We start from the raw sequence: 16,689 nt of genomic DNA, 5'->3' as shown, positions 1-16,689 counted from the left end.
TTAGCCAAAACGGGCCAATGGACATAACGACCATGAACAGCACTTCGAACACCCTCACCGCTGAACAGGATCCTCGCTGGGCCGCCGTGCTCGCCCGGGATCCGCGCGCCGACGGGCAATTCGTCTATGGCGTGAAAACCACCGGCATCTATTGCCATCCCAGCAGCCTGTCGCGCCTGCCCAATCCGCGGAACGTGGAATTTTTCGACACGCCGGAACAGGCCCAGGCGGCGGGGTATCGTCCCAGCAAGCGAGTGGCCAGGGACCAGACCCAGCTCGCCGCCCAACAAGCGGCCCGGGTCGCGGCCGCCTGCCGACAGATCGAGGCTGCCGAAGAACTGCCTGGGCTCAATGAACTGGCGCAAAGCGCAGGCTTGAGTCCCTTCCACTTCCACCGGGTGTTCAAGGCCGTCACCGGCCTGACACCCAAGGGTTATGCCGCCGCCCACCGCTCGCGCAAGGTGCGCGAACGCCTGAGCGATGGTGGATCGATCACCCAAGCGCTGTACGACGCCGGCTTCAATTCCAACAGCCGCTTTTATGAAGCCGCCGACAAAGTGCTGGGCATGAAACCCGCCGATTATCGCGCCGCCGGGCAGAACACCGACATTCGTTTCGCCGTCGGCCAATGTTCCCTCGGGGCGATTCTGGTGGCACAAAGCGAACGCGGTGTGTGCGCGATCCTGCTGGGGGACGATCCGGACGCGCTGGTGCGGGACCTGCAAGACAAGTTTCGCCGCGCCAACCTGATCGGTGCCGACCGCGAATTCGAGCAATTGATCGCCCAGGTGGTGGGCTTTATCGAGGCACCGGCCCTGGGCCTGGACCTGCCGCTGGACCTGCAAGGCACGGCTTTCCAGGAACGGGTCTGGCAGGCCCTGCGGGATATTCCGCCGGGCAGCACCGCCAGCTATGCCGAGATCGCCCAGCGCATCGGCATGCCTAAAGCCGTGCGCGCCGTGGCCCAGGCCTGCGGGGCCAACAGCCTGGCGGTGGCGATCCCTTGCCACCGGGTGGTGCGCAGCGACGGCAACCTGTCAGGCTATCGCTGGGGCGTGGAGCGCAAGCGTCAGTTGCTGGCGCTGGAGCGCTCGTCCGCGGACTGAACGCCGATGTAGATCGCCACCGAGTCGGGGCCGCTGTAGACCTCGAAATCGGTGGTGAAGCGGCGCAACGTCTGCGGGTTGTCCGCGAAATATGCCCAGATCAGGCCCCAGGTCTGGATCACGCAATCGGGCATCGGTCCCTTGGCCGAAAACACCAGGTAATCCCCACCTTCGATGTCCACGGCGGGGTAGCCTGCGCTGGTCGCATCCACCTGCACCCCGGCCGTCACATCAAAGTAGCCGGTGGCGTCGGATTCATAGTTGGAATAGACCCCGTAGACAAACGATTCCGACTGCCTGGCGGGGATCTTGTCGAACAACCCTTCGTTGAAGAATTGCTGCCACATCGGGCCGATCCGTGCCGTGTCGGACTGCTGTTCGTCAGCGTTGCGCGTGTGTACCTGCAGGCCGGCCACGGTAAAGGGTTCGACTGCCTTGAGTTTGACGTCCATGGGTCAGGCTCCTTGAGAAATGAAGCGCGCATGGTAACCCGCTGGCCGTCGGGATCAAGTTGCCGCATCCGATTGAAAAACTCGACTGGCCCTGGCCGGGCCACACCTGCTAAAAACGCTATTTTCCTCTGCCGTCGGAGACCCGTACATGAGCCAGTGGCCAGACACTCGCATTCTTGACCTGCTTGGCATCGAGCTACCCATCATCCAGGGGCCGATGGCCGGAGTGACGGGGCCGGCCATGGTGATCGCTGCCTGCAATGCCGGCGGGCTGGGTTCGATGCCGGCGGCGATGCTGGATGTCGAGCAGTTGCGCCAGGCGCTGACGACGATCAGCGAACAGACCGACAAGCCGTTCAACGTGAATTTTTTCTGTCACCAGCCACCCGTGCTCGACGAGCCGCGCGCCGAGGCCTGGAAGCAGCACCTCAAGCCCTACTACGAAGAACTGGGCGCTGACTTCGACGCGCCGACGCCGGTGTCCAACCGCACGCCGTTCGATGATGCAGCCTGCCGGGTGCTGGAGCAGATGCGTCCTGAAGTGGTCAGCTTCCACTTCGGCCTGCCGGAGAAGTCCCTGCTGGATCGGGTGAAAGCCACCGGTGCTAAAGTCCTGTCGTCGGCCACCACCGTCGAGGAAGCCATCTGGCTGGAACAGCACGGTTGTGACGCAATCATCGCCATGGGCTATGAAGCCGGCGGCCATCGCGGGATGTTCCTCAGCGACGACCTCAACACCCAGGTCGGCCTGTTTGCCTTGCTGCCCCAGGTGGTGGATGCGGTGAGCGTGCCGGTGATCGCTGCGGGCGGTATTGGCGATGCGCGGGGTATCGTCGCAGCGTTTGCTCTGGGCGCATCGGCGGTGCAACTGGGCAGCGCCTATCTGTTCACCCCCGAGGCGAAGATCAGCGCGGCCCATCACCGGGCGCTGCGCACGGCCAAGGAAAGCCAAACCGCAGTCACCAACCTGTTCACCGGCCGCCCGGCCCGGGGCATCGTCAACCGGGTGATGCGCGAGATCGGGCCGATGAGTCCGATAGCGCCGGCATTCCCCCTGGCTGGCGGTGCGTTGCTGCCGTTGCGCGCCAAGGATGAAGCAGACTTCAGCAACCTGTGGGCCGGCCAGGCGTTCCCCATGGGTCGGGAGCTGTCGACCGCGGAGCTGACCCGGCGCTTGGCCGAAGAGGCACTGGTCCGATTCAACAACCGCGGTTGATCCTGAAGGAGCTCATCGTCTGTTGGAATGCCATCGCGAGCAGGCTCGCTCCCACAGGGGATCGGTGGCGAACACAACATCTGGGCACACCACTGGACCTGTGGGAGCGAGCCTGCTCGCGATGGCGGCCGCCCTCTCACACCAACGTCCGCAAAATGCCGCGTTCCGTTTATCGTCCATTCGCTATATATTTCCGTATATAGCGAAACCGACCTTTCGGAGCCTTTATGTACCTCACCCGCTTCGCGCCGTTGCTGCTGACTACACTCTTTTGCGTTGGCGCCGTCCAGGCCGATGAGGTGCAGGTGGCCGTGGCGTCCAATTTCACCGCACCGGTCCAGGCCATCGCCGCCGGCTTCGAGAAAGACACCGGCCACAAGCTGGTGGCGGCCTATGGCGCGACCGGGCAGTTCTACACCCAGATCAAGAACGGCGCACCGTTCGAAGTCTTCCTCGCCGCCGACGACACCACCCCGGCCAGGCTCGAAAGCGAAGGCGATACCGTGAAGGGTTCGCGCTTCACCTATGCGGTCGGCACGCTGGCGCTGTGGTCGGCCAAGGACGGTTATGTCGACAGCCAGGGCCAGGTGCTCAAGGACAACGGCTTCCAGCACCTGTCCATCGCCAACCCGAAAACCGCGCCCTACGGTTTGGCCGCCACCCAGGTGCTGGACAAACTGGGGTTGTCCGGGCAAGTCAAAGGCAAGCTCGTCGAAGGCCAGAACATCACCCAGGCTTATCAGTTCGTTTCTACCGGCAACGCAGAACTCGGCTTCGTGGCCTTGTCCCAGGTGTACAAGGACGGCAAGGTGGCCAGCGGTTCGGCATGGATCGTCCCCGCCGAGCTGCATGACCCGATCAAACAGGACGCGGTGATCCTCAACAAAGGGCGAAACAACGCCGCCGCCTCGGCGTTCATGGATTACCTCAGAGGCCCGAAAGCCACCGCCATCATCCAAGCCTACGGTTATCAACGCTAAATGCCACTGACCAGTGCCGACTACGCCGCCATTTGGCTGACCCTGAAACTGGCCTCGCTGACCACAGTGATCCTGCTGCTGATCGGCACGCCCATCGCCCTGTGGCTGTCACGTACCCAGTCCTGGCTACGCGGGCCGGTGGGCGCGGTGGTGGCCCTGCCATTGGTGCTGCCACCCACGGTGATCGGCTTTTACCTGTTGCTCGCCCTGGGCCCCAACGGCTGGATCGGTCAATTCACCCAGGCCGTCGGGCTGGGCACCCTCACCTTCAGTTTCACCGGGCTGGTGATCGGCTCGGTGATCTACTCCATGCCGTTTGTGGTGCAGCCATTGCAGAACGCATTCTCCGCTATCGGCAGTCGTCCCCTGGAAGTGGCGGCCACTTTGCGGGCCGGTCCCTGGGATACGTTTTTCAGTGTCATCCTGCCCTTGGCCCGCCCCGGTTTCATCACTGCGGCAATCCTCGGCTTTGCCCACACCGTCGGCGAATTCGGCGTGGTGCTGATGATCGGCGGCAATATCCCCGAAAAGACCCGCGTGGTGTCGGTGCAGATCTACGACCATGTCGAAGCCCTGGAGTACGCCCAGGCTCATTGGCTGGCGGCGGCAATGCTGGTGTTTTCATTTCTTGTGCTGCTGGCGTTGTATTCCAGCCGCCGAACCCGGGCCGGCTGGAGCTGATCGATGATTCAAGCGCGTTTTCAGCTCGACCATGGAGACTTCTCCCTGGACCTGGATGTGCAACTGCCGGGCCGTGGCGTGACCGCGCTGTACGGCCAGTCCGGTTCCGGCAAGACCACCTGCCTGCGCTGCATCGCCGGGCTGGAACGGCCGACCCGGGGTTTCATCGAGGTCAACGGCGAAGTCTGGCAGGACAGCGAGCGCGGCGTGTTCGTGCCGCCCCATCGACGGGCGCTGGGGTACGTGTTCCAAGAAGCGAGCCTGTTCGCGCATCTGTCCGTGCAGGCCAATCTGGCGTTCGGCCTCAAGCGCATCGCGCCGGCGCAACGGCGGGTGGACATGGACCAGGCTACCGAACTGCTGGGCATCGGTCACTTGCTCGATCGACAGCCACACAACCTGTCCGGCGGTGAACGCCAGCGGGTCGGCATCGCCCGAGCCCTGTTGACCAGCCCGCGACTGCTGCTGATGGACGAGCCCCTGGCCGCCCTGGATACCCGGCGCAAGAACGAAATCCTGCCTTACCTGCAACGCCTGCACGATGAGCTGGACATCCCAGTGCTGTACGTCAGCCACTCGCAGGACGAAGTGGCGCGCCTGGCCGACCACATCGTGCTGCTGGAGGCCGGTCGCGTGCTGGCCAGCGGGCCGATCGGCGAAACACTGGCGCGACTCGACCTGCCACTGGCGTTGGGCGATGACGCGGGCGTGGTGGTCCAGGGCAAGGTCAGCGGGTATGACGCGGCCTATCAATTGCTGTCGTTGACACTGCCCGACAGCCTCTTGAACGTGCGTGTCGCCCACACGCCTCTGGCCATCGGACAGCCGCTACGCTTCAAGGTCCAGGCCCGTGACGTCAGCCTCAGCCTGGCGAACGATGCCCAGACCAGCATCCTCAACCGTTTGCCCGTTACCGTGGTCAGCGAACTGGCCGCCGACAACGCCGCCCATGTGTTGATTCGGCTGGAGGCTGCTGGCACGCCGCTGTTGGCGCGCATCACCCGTTACTCCCGCGATCAGCTGAAGCTTCATCCGGGGCAGTTGCTGTGGGCGCAGATCAAGGCGGTGGCGGTGTTGGCGTAGGGTATCGCCCCAGACAAATCCCTTGTGGAAGCGAGCCTGCTCGCGATCGCGGTGGTTCAGTCAACATGGGTGTGAACTGATCTGACGCTATCGCGAGCAGGCTCGCTCCCACAGGTCCGGCGGTCCAACCCTGATTCGTGGGTGTTGCGGGCCACCTCAGAAACTTGGCACGACCGTCACAGGCTGCGGTCAATCGATCACAGGCCCCGGATTTGCTGCCAAGGATTCTTTCATGCCCGACACCCTGCCGCCGGATGCGCTGCCGGCCGATCTGCATTATGTCGATGACACCGCCCCTGGTATCTCCCGCAAAAAGTTGCGGGGCAAGTTCTGCTATTTCGATCCTCAGGGCCAGCGGATCACCGATGCGGCCGAAATCCAGCGCATCAACGCCTTGGCCGTACCGCCGGCCTACACCGATGTATGGATCTGCACCGACCCGCGCGGCCATCTCCAGGCCACCGGTCGGGACGCTCGTGGGCGTAAGCAGTACCGCTATCACCCACGCTGGCGGGAAGTGCGCGATGCCGACAAATACTCCCGAATGCTGGAGTTCGGCCGTACCCTGCCGCGCTTGCGCAAACGCCTGGAGCAGATCCTGGCCACGCCCGGATTCAGCCGCGACAAGGTCATGGCCACGGTTATCACGTTGCTGGACGTCACCCTGATCCGGGTCGGCAACACCCAGTATGCCCGGGACAACCGCTCCTACGGCCTGACCACCCTGCGCAGCAAGCATGTGGAGGTCAACGGCAGCGCGATTGCCTTCCAATTCCGTGGCAAGAGCGGCGTCGAACACCAGATCACCGTGAAAGACCGGCGTCTGGCGCGGATCATCAAGCGTTGCCAGGAGATTCCCGGGCAGAACCTGTTTCAGTACCTGGACGACAATGGCGACCGCCACTCCGTCAGCTCGTCCGATATCAACGCCTACCTCAAGAGCCTCACCGGCGCGGACTTCACCGCCAAGGACTACCGCACCTGGGCCGGCAGCGCGGCGGCTCTGGCGGGGCTGCGACTGCTGTGCTGGGAAACCGAGAGCGAGGCAAAAAAACACCTCGCCGAGATGGTCAGGCAGGTTGCCCGGCAACTGGGCAATACCCCCTCCGTCTGTCGTAAATGCTACATCCATCCCGCCGTGGTGGAGGGTTTCCTGCTGGGTTCGCTGAGTGAGCTGCCCAACCCCCGGGTCCGCAAAGGCCTCAGCGAGGAGGAAGCTGCGCTGGCGATGTTCCTGCAACGCATGGCCCAAACTGCCGAAGCGTGCTGAACCCGGCGAACCACACCTGCGCGAACGCCAACATCCGGCCTCAGACGAGGAACATCCGCGCACCTGCGAACTCCCAACTGTACGGCGCCACCGCTGCGCAGACCGTTCAACGGGAAGTCGACAGGAGTTTGAAATGTCCGAACACATTGTCCATTTTCATTGCCAGATCGATCAGGGAACGACCGAGCGCTTCCGGGACAACTGCCTGGAAGCCATTGAAAAAGGCGCCGACTCACTGATGCTCAACCTCTCGACGATCGGTGGCAGTACCAACTTCGGCTTTACCCTCTACACCTTCATCAAATCCCTTCCGGTGCCGGTGCGTGCCGTGAATGCCGGCAATATCGAGTCCATGGGCATCATCATGTACCTGGCCGCCAGCGACCGCACCACCACGCCTCACTCGCGTTTTCTGATTCACCCGATGAACTGGTATTTCGGCCAGAAGTCGGTGGATCACTCGCGTTTGCGGGAATACCTGTCCAGCCTGGACAACGACGTGGCGCGGTACGTGGAAATCTACGTCAAGGAAACCGCCGGCGCCGCAACTCAGTTGGACATTTTCAAATGTCTTTGCGCCGAAGAAAGGGTCATCCCGGCCGAAAACTCTTTGGCCTTCGGCATCGCGCACCGGGTCGAGCAAGTGGTTTTCCCGGTGGATGCCAAGCATTGGAAAATCAGTGGTGGCGAGGACCAGTGACCCCGTGCGGTCAGTGCGTGCCGTTCGTCATCTGACGAAGCGTTTTCATTAAACTTTTGCCGGCCATTTCCTTTCACAAATTATGCGAGGCACGTTGCTCGCGTAACCAAATGAGGATGCTCGAAATGGCCAGTAGTGGAAACAAAAACCAAGGCAACTTCGCAAATGATCGGGAAAAAGCATCGGAAGCCGGCAAGAAAGGCGGCCATGCGTCGGGCGGTAACGTTGCAAGTGATCGTCAGAAAGGCACTGAGGCGGGCCGCAAAGGAACTGACCGCAACCAAGGCGCGGGCAGAAAATCGTAACCTGGAAAATCGCTGGGGCGCACGCCTGCTGCGCTCCGGCGCTTAATCTGTCATTGCCCTGAGGCGTCGATCAGCGTCCGCTATAAGCCTTTTTCACCATGTCGATCCAGATCGGGTCCAGCCGAGCTTGCTCGCTGTCGAGATTGAGCGCCTGCATCCTTGTCAGATGCTCATCAGCCTCGCGGGCGAGTGAGCCCTGGGCACTGGAGTTGGCGTCCAGTTGATGCATCTGCGTCAATCCCAGATGATAAAACCGTAGCAGCTTCATCGCAGCCACGTCCTGGGCCTGCACACCGGCCTTCACCTGGTGCATCACATTGGTGATGCTCATCAGGCTGCGCTTGAGCTGCCAGCCGTACACCGCCGCGGCCATCCACGGCTGCGACCAGAAATACAGACGCATCAAGGCGACCATCACCAACACCGCGGCAATCACCCCGCCGAGATTGAAGCGAAAATTATCCCCCCCGGGTGTGCCGAACAGCATCACCGAAAGGCTGGACAACAGCATCGCCAGTGCCAGGAACGTCACGGCGACGATGAGGGTACTGCGTCGGGTCTGGCGTCGGTAGACTTCGGCGTCCCACGGCTTGAGCTCGAACATCGCGGTGCAATTTCCTTGTGCGGGGTAAAAAAAGTCCCGCATTATCGCCTGCCCGGTGGATTTAGCTATGCTGGAGCTCATTTTGTGTTGCAACCGACCCGAAGGATCCGGATCAAAGTCCATGGCGATACCGCAAGGATCGTGCGATCTTTCTGCGTGGACGTTTTTTTCAAGATGCCGTCGTTGTGTGTACGGCATCGTATTCAAGGAAAGCTGAATGAATCAAAGACATGTAATCAACGCCTCGGTCAGCCCGAAGGGCAGCCTGGAGACTTTGTCCCAGCGCGAAGTCCAGCAACTGAGTGAAGCCGGTTCCGGCAGTATCTATACCCTCTTCCGCCAGTGCGCCCTGGCCATTCTCAACACCGGCGCCCATGTCGATAACGCCAAGACCATTCTGGAAGCCTACAAAGACTTCGAGATCCGTATTCACCAGCAAGACCGCGGCGTACGCCTGGAACTGCTGAACGCCCCGGCCGACGCCTTCGTCGATGGCGAAATGATCGCCAGCACCCGCGAGATGCTGTTCAGCGCCCTGCGCGACATCGTCTACACCGAGAACGAACTGGACAGCCAGCGCATCGATCTCAGCTCCTCCCAGGGCATCAGCGACTACGTCTTCCACCTGCTGCGCAACGCCCGCACATTGCGCCCTGGGGTGGAGCCAAAAATCGTCGTGTGCTGGGGCGGCCACTCGATCAACACCGAAGAATACAAATACACCAAGAAAGTCGGCCACGAACTGGGCCTGCGCAGCCTGGACATCTGCACCGGCTGCGGCCCGGGCGTGATGAAAGGCCCGATGAAAGGCGCCACCATCGCCCACGCCAAACAGCGTATCCACGGCGGCCGTTACCTGGGCCTCACGGAGCCTGGCATCATCGCCGCCGAAGCGCCGAACCCGATCGTCAATGAGCTGGTGATCCTGCCGGACATCGAGAAGCGCCTGGAAGCTTTTGTGCGCGTGGGCCACGGCATCATCATCTTCCCGGGCGGCGCCGGTACGGCGGAAGAGTTCCTCTACTTGCTGGGTATCCTGATGCACCCGGCCAACCAGGACCTGCCCTTCCCGGTCGTTCTGACCGGGCCCAAGAGCGCCGCGCCGTACCTTGATCAACTGCATGCCTTTGTCGGTGCGACCCTGGGCGAGGCTGCGCAGAAGCACTACCAGATCATCATCGACGACCCGGCCGAAGTGGCGCGGCAGATGACCCAAGGGCTCAAGGCGGTCAAACAGTTCCGCCGCGAACGCAACGACGCCTTCCACTTCAACTGGTTGCTGAAAATCGACGAAGGCTTCCAGCGTCCGTTCGACCCGACCCACGCCAACATGGCCAGCCTGGGCCTGAGGCGCGACCTGCCCGCCCACGAACTGGCCGCCAACTTGCGCCGAGCGTTCTCGGGGATCGTGGCCGGTAACGTCAAGGACAAGGGTATCCGTCTGATCGAAGAACACGGTCCTTACGAGATCCACGGCGATGCCGCCATCATGGAACCCCTCGACCGGCTGCTCCAGGCCTTCGTCGCCCAGCACCGCATGAAACTGCCGGGCGGCGCGGCGTATGAACCGTGCTATCGCGTGGTGACCTGACCGGTTCAACGATCACCACAGATCCAACTGTGGGAGCGAGCCTGCTCGCGATGGCGGCGGATCAGATTGCATCAATGCTGAATGTGCCGTCGCTATCGCGAGCAGGCTCGCTCCCACAGGGGGTCTGCTGCGATCACAGCGTCGGGTTCAGTCGCATCCGTCCGGCCTCATCCACCTCAAGGCCAAGCCCACGGTAATCCTTGATCAGCGGATGGGGGGTGACCACCGGATGCGTATGCGTCGCCGTCACCACCCACACATCCGCTCCCGCCGCCTCGCCGGCCTTGATTCCCGCTTCGGCATCCTCGAACACCAGGCAGTCCTGGGCGGCGACTTGCAGGCGCTCCGCTGCCAGTCGATAACAGGCCGGATTGGGTTTGCCGTCGCTCACATCCTCGGCGGTGACCATCACCGCCGGACGTGGAATGCCGGCCGCTTCCATGCGCCGCAAGGCCAGCGCCATGGGCGCCGAGGTGACGATGGCCCATTGCAGGGGCGGCAGGCTGTTGAGAAATGCCGCAGCACCCGGCACCGGCACCACACCTTCCACGTCTTCGATTTCCTCGCGGGTAATCTGCTCGGCCTCGGCCAGGGCATCCACCCCTGGCAGGCGCTGGCGGGCAATGGTGTCGATGGCGCGCACGCCGTGGATGGTCGGCAGAAAGCTCGCCACCTCCACACCGTGACGAAGGGCCCAGCGCGTCCAGATCCGCTCGGCCGCGGCGATGGAATTGAGCAGCGTGCCGTCCATGTCGAAGAGGAAGGCGCGGTAGGAAACACTGGAGGGCGGGCGGGCAGACATCGAGATCCTCGGTGATGGCGGTAGGAGAATGCCGGCCACTGTAACATCGCCAGGCACCGAATCCCTGTGGGAGCGAGCCTGCTCGCGATGGCGGTGGGTCAGCGCGCATCGATGCCGAATGTGCCGACGCTATCGCGAGCAGGCTCGCTCCCACAGGTTTTTTGTTGTGTCAGAAAGCGCAGAGCTACACCAACCGCTCAATCCGCTGATGCTGCCAGACCATCTTGTAGTACAGGGTCTGCAACACCAGCATGCTCAAGTAAGCCACCGGAAACGCCATCCATACCCCTTGCAGGCCGAACTGCGCGTCCAGCAGGTAGGCCACTGGCAGCTGAACGCCGACGATGCAGAAGATCGAAATCGCCACCGGCATCAGCACCGTGCCGCTGGCGCGCATGATGCCGCCGACCACCGCCTGGAAGCCGAAGACCAGCAGGCTCCAGAGCATGATGTGCAGCAGGTGTTCGGCCTGGATTCGCGCCGCCGGGTCGGTGATGAACAGTCCCAGCAGCCAGTGAGACAACAGATACCCCAAGACCACCAGCCCACCGGTGAGCCAGACGTTGATCAACAGCCCGGTGCGCAGGATCGGCCCCAGACGCTCCAGACGCCCGGCACCGATGGCCTGGGCGCCGAGGATCGAGGCGGTGATGGCAATCGACAACGCCGGGAACTGCACGTAATTGACGATCTGCGTCACCGCGCCATAGGCCGCCGTGGCCTGGGACCCGTGGCCATTGACCAGCGCCAGGATCACCAGCTCCGACAGTGAGATCACCACCATCTGCAACCCCGTGGGCAGGCCGATGCGCAGCACCTTGCCGAGGATGTCCATGTCCAGGCGCATCGCCGCGAACAACGCCCGGTCCGGCGCCAGGGCGTGCTCGCGACGGTTCAGGCGCCACGCGAGCATGACCATGGCCGACGCCGTACCCACCAGCCCCGCCAGCGCCGCGCTCTCGATGCCCATCTGCGGCAGCCCCAGCCAGCCGCGAATCAGCGCCGGCGTCAGCAGCAGCCCGACGCTGGTGGACACCAGCAAGGCCAGCATGGGCGACAGCGTATCGCTCACCCCGCGCAGCAACTGGGTAAACACCACGAACACCAGCAGTATCGGCAGGATCCACATCATCACCCGGGCATAGGACACCGCGTCCTCCAGCACATCGGCCGGCGTCCCCAGCCCCTGCAGCGCCTGGCGCGCGAACACGGTGCCGAGCACCGCCGCCACCAGCCCGATGATCGCCGCCAGCAATAACGTGGTACCGGCAATCGCCTTCACCGTGCCGGTTTCCCCGGCGCCGTAAGCCTGCCCGATCAATACCCCTGCTCCCGCGCCCAGGCCAATCACCAGCGCGATAAAGAAAAACAGGATGGGAAACATGCCTGATACCGCCGCCAATGCCTGGGTGCCGAGCATCTGGCCGATGTAGATGCTATTGAGCGTGCCGGACATCGATTGCAGGAAATTGGACAGGACCATGGGGGCCAGGAACAGAAGGTAGATTTTCCAGAGAGGCTGGGTGGGCATGAGGGCTCGTGATGGCAGGTTCAAAATCCGATGCGGGGTAATTTAGCTTATTCCCGGATGGTGGTGAGGGAATCTGTGGGAGCAAGGCGCAAGGGATTGTGGGCGACTCATCTGTTCGTCAGGGCGCCTCGACATTTCAGCGACTGCGTCTAATCTCAGATAGCACAGTGCCACTCACTGGGCAGGTCAGCGCCCTCGGCCATACCGGAATCGGACGACCGGTCTTAAAGTCCGGGGTGGGGTCGCAGATAACCAGTTATTCGTAAATAACCTGTTAGCAACACTGTTCAAGGACCGAACCATGACGTCGTATTCACACGGTCATTCCCATTCCCAAACTCCGCCGCGCATCCTTTGGTCCAGCTTGTTTGTGGCCCTGATCGCGAGCGTCGGCCTGTTGGTTCTCAACGGCCCAAGTACACAAAACCTGGGGTTGTGTGCCGTGCTCCTGGCCATTGGCGCCGGGGTCGGCGTGTGGGCTGCCCGCGCCCAGCACCAGCAGATCGACAGAGCCGTCGCCGCCGCCATTGCCCATCACGCGCTACACGCCGCCGACCACTTGAACCATAAGGCCAGCGCGCAACTCAACGAAGTCATCCTCGGTGCCATGCCGATCTGGGCCAAGCAGGTGGAAAGCTCCCGGCAGCAGACCGAAACCGCGATCGTCTCGCTGACCAATCGCTTCACCGGCATCTCTTCACGCCTGGAAGATACCGTGCAAGCTTCGCAACTGGCCGCCGGTGAGCTGGCCGGCAACAGCAGTGGCGGCGCCGTGCAGGTGCTGGCCCAAAGCGAAGGTGAGCTGGTCCAGGTCATCGACTCCCTGAAAGCCACCCAGGCCAGCCGCGATGAAACCCTGGCCCAGGTGCGCAACCTCACCGCCTACACCGGCGAGCTGCGGACCATGGCCGCCGATGTCGCGGCCATTGCCGCGCAAACCAACTTGCTGGCCCTCAACGCCGCCATCGAAGCCGCCCGTGCGGGCGAAGCCGGGCGCGGTTTTGCGGTGGTGGCCGACGCCGTGCGCAGCCTGTCGAGCAAGTCCAGCGAGACTGGCCAGCAGATGTCGGCCAAGGTCGACATCATCAATAGCGCCATCACTCAATTGGTCCAGGCCGCCTCCAGCGGCGCGGATCAGGACAGCCAGTCGGTCACCGTCTCCGAGGACAGCATCCAGCGCGTGCTGGAACGCTTCAAGAGCGTCACCGGGCGGCTGGCCGAATCGGCCGACCTGTTGCAACAGGAAAGCTTCGGTATTCGCGACGAGCTCACCGAAGTGCTGGTCAACCTGCAATTCCAGGATCGGGTCAGCCAGATTCTCAGCCACGTGCGCGACAACATCGAGGACCTGCATGTGCATATGCAGCAGGCCAGTCAGTCGCCCGACCAGGCCGTTTCCATCGATGCCCGCCAATGGCTGGCGCGCATGGAAACCACTTACGCCACCGAAGAACAACGCCGCAACCACCACGGCGAATCGGGCGCGCAACAGAATTCACAGGAAATAACCTTCTTCTAGGAGAGCCGTTCATGGCTAAAAGTGTATTGGTTGTCGACGACTCCGCGAGCGTCCGGCAGGTCGTCGGCATCGCGTTGAAAAGTGCCGGCTACGACGTGATCGAGGCCAGCGATGGCAAGGATGCACTGGGCAAGCTCAATGGCCAGAAGGTGCACCTGATCATCAGTGACGTGAACATGCCGAACATGGACGGCATCACCTTCGTCAAGGAGGTCAAGAAGCTGGCCAGCTACAAGTTCACGCCGATCATCATGCTCACCACCGAATCCCAGGAGTCGAAAAAACTCGAGGGCCAGGCGGCGGGTGCCAAGGCCTGGGTGGTCAAGCCGTTCCAGCCGGCGCAGATGCTGGCAGCGGTGTCCAAGCTGATTCTTCCTTGATTCGCGGAGAGTGAAATGCCCTTGCTGTACGAAACACAGGACGACACCGCGCAGGTGCAGATCGACGGCGAGCTGACGATCTACACCGCCGCCGACCTCGCCGCGCAGTTGCTGCCGCGCCTGGGGGCGACGCCGCGCATGGCGCTGGATCTGTCGCAGATCACAGAAATGGACGGCGCCGGCCTGCAACTGCTGATGATGGTCCAGCGCGAGGCTCCCAAGGCCGGTACCCGCCTGGAGATAACGGGCCACAGCAAGGCCGTCACGGAAACACTCGCCCTGTGCAACCTGGTTGTATAGAGACCTCGCAACACGTCGGACACGACAAAGGATATGAGCGTGAGCATCAATCTCGATCAGGCACAACAAACGTTCATCGTCGAGGCACGGGAACAGTTGCAGGCGATGGAAGAGTCCCTGCTGCAACTGGAAAGCGACCCGGGCGACGATGATGCTATTGGCGCGATCTTCCGGGCGGCCCATACGATCAAGGGCTCGGCCGGGCTGTTCGGCCTGGAACCCATCGTCAGTTTCACCCACATCGTCGAAGACGTGCTCGATCGGTTGCGCAATGGCAGCGTCGAAGTGGACGCCGGCCTGATCGCCGTGCTGCTCAAGTCCAGTGATCACATGCTGGAGCTGATCAATGTGGTGGCCAACCAGGGCGCGAAACTGGCGCCCCCGGCCCTGGCCCGGGAAATGGAGCTGTGCCAGATCCTTCAGGAATATCAGGCGCCCTCGCCTGCCGAAGCCCCGAAGCCCGCCGAAGCAAGCGACACACAAGCGCCCGCCGAAACGCGCCTCTGGCATATTGCCCTGCGTTTTGGCCCGGAGGTGTTCCGCAACGGCATGGACCCGCTGTCATTTCTGCGTTACCTGCAAACCCTCGGTGAGATCATCCACATCACCACGCTGACCGACGCAATGCCCTCGGCCGAAACCTGGGATGCCGAGTCCTGCTACCTGGGGTTCGACATTGAGTTCAGTTCGGCTGCCGGCCACGGGGCGATCAACGAAGTCTTCGATTTCGTGCGCGAAGATTGCCAGATCCAGATCGTCGCCATTGATGACCCCGTGCCGCAGATGAACACCGGGCTGGTTGCCACCACTCAAGAGCAGGCTGACCCCAACACGGCAATGGTCACCACCGGCGAACTGATGCCGGACCAGCGTTCGGCTGCGCGCATGCCCGCTCAGGTCACGCCCGACAAGCAACCGGCAACCAGCGACGGCAAGGCCAAGGACGGCGCCTATGTGCGGGTCAACGCCGACAAGCTCGACGAGTTGATCAACCTGGTGGGCGAACTGGTCATCGCCAGCGCCGGCGCCAGCCTGCTGGCCCGCCACTGCAACGACGACTCGTTGCAGGAATCGACTTCAACGGTGTCCGGCCTGGTGGAAGAGATTCTCGACGGCGCCTTGCGTCTGCGCATGATCCCCATCGGTGAAACCTTCAACCGGTTCCGCCGGGTGGTGCGCGATGTCAGCCAGGAATTGGGCAAGGACATCGACCTGATCATCAGCGGTGCGGAGACCGAGCTGGATAAAACCGTGGTGGAAAAAATCGGTGACCCGCTCATGCACCTGTTGCGCAACGCCATGGACCACGGCATCGAAACCGCCGAGGCGCGGCTGGCGGCCGGTAAACCGGCCAAAGGTCATCTGCACCTCAATGCCTACCACGACTCAGGCAGCATCGTGCTGGAAATCGCCGACGACGGCGCCGGCCTGAACCGTGACCGGATCCTGGAAAAAGCCCAGGAACGCGGCCTGGTCGCCCCCGGCGCCAGCCCTACCGACCAGGAAATCTACAACCTGATCTTCGAGCCGGGTTTCTCCACCGCCCAGGCCGTCACCAACCTTTCCGGGCGTGGCGTCGGCATGGATGTGGTCAAGCGCAACATTACCTTGCTGCGCGGCACTGTCGACCTGGACAGCCAACCGGGCCAGGGCACCGTGGTGCGCATTCGCCTGCCACTGACGCTGGCGATCATCAATGGCTTTCTGGTGGGCATCGGCCAGTCCACGTACGTCATTCCCCTGGACATGGTTCAGGAATGCATCGAGCTGAGCGAGGACGACGGGGTTTGCAGCCGCGAACAAGGTTACCTCGACCTGCGCGGCGAAGTGCTGCCGCTGGTGTACCTGCGCGATCACTTCAACCACGAAGGCCCGGCCTCGCGCCGGCAGAACGTAGTGGTGGTGCGCTACGCCGAACTCAAGGCCGGGCTGGTGGTGGATGACCTGCTCGGTGAATTCCAGACCGTGATCAAACCCTTGGGCAAGTTGTTCGGCGCGCTGCGCGGCATCAGCGGCTCGACGATTCTGGGCAGCGGCGCCGTGGCATTGATTCTCGACGTGCCGGCGCTGCTCACGCAGATCGCCCAAATAGACAACCGCTACACCTCGACTCAATCACAACAAGCCACTGCTCGCTGACGCTTTAGCAATTCCATGGAGAGGTACTTC

General features: G+C 62.6%; 17 protein-coding genes. 13 read left to right on the top strand and 4 right to left on the bottom strand.

Annotated features, from left to right (window positions below; all coding sequences use genetic code 11):
* Nucleotides 1-32 precede the first annotated feature (32 nt).
* A complete protein-coding gene (ada, locus tag QOM08_RS10785; protein WP_047227644.1) occupies nucleotides 33-1,106 on the top strand; it encodes a bifunctional DNA-binding transcriptional regulator/O6-methylguanine-DNA methyltransferase Ada in 1,074 nt (357 codons plus the stop codon).
* On the opposite strand, the gene QOM08_RS10780 is transcribed toward ada, so the two are convergent.
* Nucleotides 1,070-1,558, bottom strand: coding sequence for a GyrI-like domain-containing protein (locus QOM08_RS10780; RefSeq protein WP_047227645.1), 489 nt, complete (start codon nucleotides 1,556-1,558; stop codon nucleotides 1,070-1,072). The two genes, ada and QOM08_RS10780, sit on opposite strands and share 37 nt — an antisense overlap.
* A gap of 148 nt (nucleotides 1,559-1,706) precedes the next feature.
* On the opposite strand from QOM08_RS10780, the gene QOM08_RS10775 reads away from it, so the two are divergent.
* The 7 genes from QOM08_RS10775 (at nucleotide 1,707) to QOM08_RS10745 (ending at nucleotide 7,793) form a co-directional block, all read left to right on the top strand.
* Nucleotides 1,707-2,774 carry a nitronate monooxygenase gene (locus QOM08_RS10775; RefSeq protein ID WP_310662984.1) on the top strand — a complete coding sequence of 356 codons (1,068 nt, stop codon included), beginning with the start codon at nucleotides 1,707-1,709 and terminating at the stop codon, nucleotides 2,772-2,774.
* Nucleotides 2,775-3,001: 227 nt separating this feature from the next.
* Nucleotides 3,002-3,754, top strand: coding sequence for a molybdate ABC transporter substrate-binding protein (modA, locus tag QOM08_RS10770; protein WP_160892853.1), 753 nt, complete (start codon nucleotides 3,002-3,004; stop codon nucleotides 3,752-3,754).
* Complete coding sequence (modB, locus tag QOM08_RS10765; protein ID WP_047227648.1) at nucleotides 3,755-4,435, top strand: molybdate ABC transporter permease subunit; 681 nt, start codon at nucleotides 3,755-3,757, stop codon at nucleotides 4,433-4,435.
* Nucleotides 4,436-4,438: 3 nt separating this feature from the next.
* Nucleotides 4,439-5,518 carry a molybdenum ABC transporter ATP-binding protein gene (gene modC / locus QOM08_RS10760; RefSeq protein WP_173407082.1) on the top strand — a complete coding sequence of 360 codons (1,080 nt, stop codon included), beginning with the start codon at nucleotides 4,439-4,441 and terminating at the stop codon, nucleotides 5,516-5,518.
* Nucleotides 5,519-5,750: 232 nt separating this feature from the next.
* Nucleotides 5,751-6,788, top strand: a complete 1,038-nt coding sequence (locus tag QOM08_RS10755) for a DNA topoisomerase IB (protein ID WP_139050587.1) — start codon at nucleotides 5,751-5,753, stop codon at nucleotides 6,786-6,788.
* A gap of 133 nt (nucleotides 6,789-6,921) precedes the next feature.
* The gene (locus tag QOM08_RS10750; RefSeq protein ID WP_310662983.1) at nucleotides 6,922-7,488 is read left to right on the top strand and encodes an ATP-dependent Clp protease proteolytic subunit; all 567 of its coding nucleotides are present in this window, start codon (nucleotides 6,922-6,924) and stop codon (nucleotides 7,486-7,488) included.
* A gap of 125 nt (nucleotides 7,489-7,613) precedes the next feature.
* The gene (locus QOM08_RS10745) at nucleotides 7,614-7,793 is read left to right on the top strand and encodes a general stress protein (RefSeq protein WP_047227652.1); all 180 of its coding nucleotides are present in this window, start codon (nucleotides 7,614-7,616) and stop codon (nucleotides 7,791-7,793) included.
* 70 nt (nucleotides 7,794-7,863) lie between these two features.
* Here QOM08_RS10745 and QOM08_RS10740 read toward each other — a convergent pair whose 3' ends face one another.
* Nucleotides 7,864-8,397, bottom strand: coding sequence for a DUF3087 family protein (locus QOM08_RS10740; protein ID WP_160892857.1), 534 nt, complete (start codon nucleotides 8,395-8,397; stop codon nucleotides 7,864-7,866).
* Between the two features lie 217 nt (nucleotides 8,398-8,614).
* Between QOM08_RS10740 and ppnN the strand changes: the two genes are divergently transcribed.
* The gene (ppnN, locus tag QOM08_RS10735; protein WP_047227654.1) at nucleotides 8,615-9,988 is read left to right on the top strand and encodes a nucleotide 5'-monophosphate nucleosidase PpnN; all 1,374 of its coding nucleotides are present in this window, start codon (nucleotides 8,615-8,617) and stop codon (nucleotides 9,986-9,988) included.
* Between the two features lie 133 nt (nucleotides 9,989-10,121).
* On the opposite strand, the gene QOM08_RS10730 is transcribed toward ppnN, so the two are convergent.
* Nucleotides 10,122-10,790 carry an HAD-IA family hydrolase gene (locus QOM08_RS10730; protein ID WP_310662982.1) on the bottom strand — a complete coding sequence of 223 codons (669 nt, stop codon included), beginning with the start codon at nucleotides 10,788-10,790 and terminating at the stop codon, nucleotides 10,122-10,124.
* Between the two features lie 184 nt (nucleotides 10,791-10,974).
* Nucleotides 10,975-12,321 (bottom strand): MATE family efflux transporter, encoded by a 1,347-nt coding sequence (locus QOM08_RS10725; protein ID WP_047227656.1) that lies wholly within the window; start codon nucleotides 12,319-12,321, stop codon nucleotides 10,975-10,977.
* 301 nt (nucleotides 12,322-12,622) lie between these two features.
* Between QOM08_RS10725 and QOM08_RS10720 the strand changes: the two genes are divergently transcribed.
* Genes QOM08_RS10720 through QOM08_RS10705 form a run of 4 tightly spaced genes read left to right on the top strand, consistent with a single transcriptional unit; the run spans nucleotide 12,623 to nucleotide 16,659 of the window.
* Nucleotides 12,623-13,840, top strand: coding sequence for a methyl-accepting chemotaxis protein (locus tag QOM08_RS10720; RefSeq protein WP_107322759.1), 1,218 nt, complete (start codon nucleotides 12,623-12,625; stop codon nucleotides 13,838-13,840).
* 11 nt (nucleotides 13,841-13,851) lie between these two features.
* Nucleotides 13,852-14,220: a response regulator gene (locus tag QOM08_RS10715; protein WP_047227658.1), complete on the top strand. Its 369-nt coding sequence runs from the start codon at nucleotides 13,852-13,854 to the stop codon at nucleotides 14,218-14,220.
* A 15-nt stretch (nucleotides 14,221-14,235) separates the two neighbouring features.
* Nucleotides 14,236-14,520, top strand: a complete 285-nt coding sequence (locus QOM08_RS10710) for a lipid asymmetry maintenance protein MlaB (protein ID WP_047227659.1) — start codon at nucleotides 14,236-14,238, stop codon at nucleotides 14,518-14,520.
* A 39-nt stretch (nucleotides 14,521-14,559) separates the two neighbouring features.
* The gene (locus QOM08_RS10705; protein ID WP_316912942.1) at nucleotides 14,560-16,659 is read left to right on the top strand and encodes a chemotaxis protein CheA; all 2,100 of its coding nucleotides are present in this window, start codon (nucleotides 14,560-14,562) and stop codon (nucleotides 16,657-16,659) included.
* The last annotated feature ends 30 nt before the right edge of the window (nucleotides 16,660-16,689 follow it).

This window comes from Pseudomonas sp. P105, from assembly GCF_032614175.1.
GTDB classification, from domain to species: domain Bacteria; phylum Pseudomonadota; class Gammaproteobacteria; order Pseudomonadales; family Pseudomonadaceae; genus Aquipseudomonas; species Aquipseudomonas rhizophila.
The sequence above is the reverse complement of the archived record's forward strand: the minus strand, read 5'-3'. Positions and strand labels throughout refer to the sequence as shown.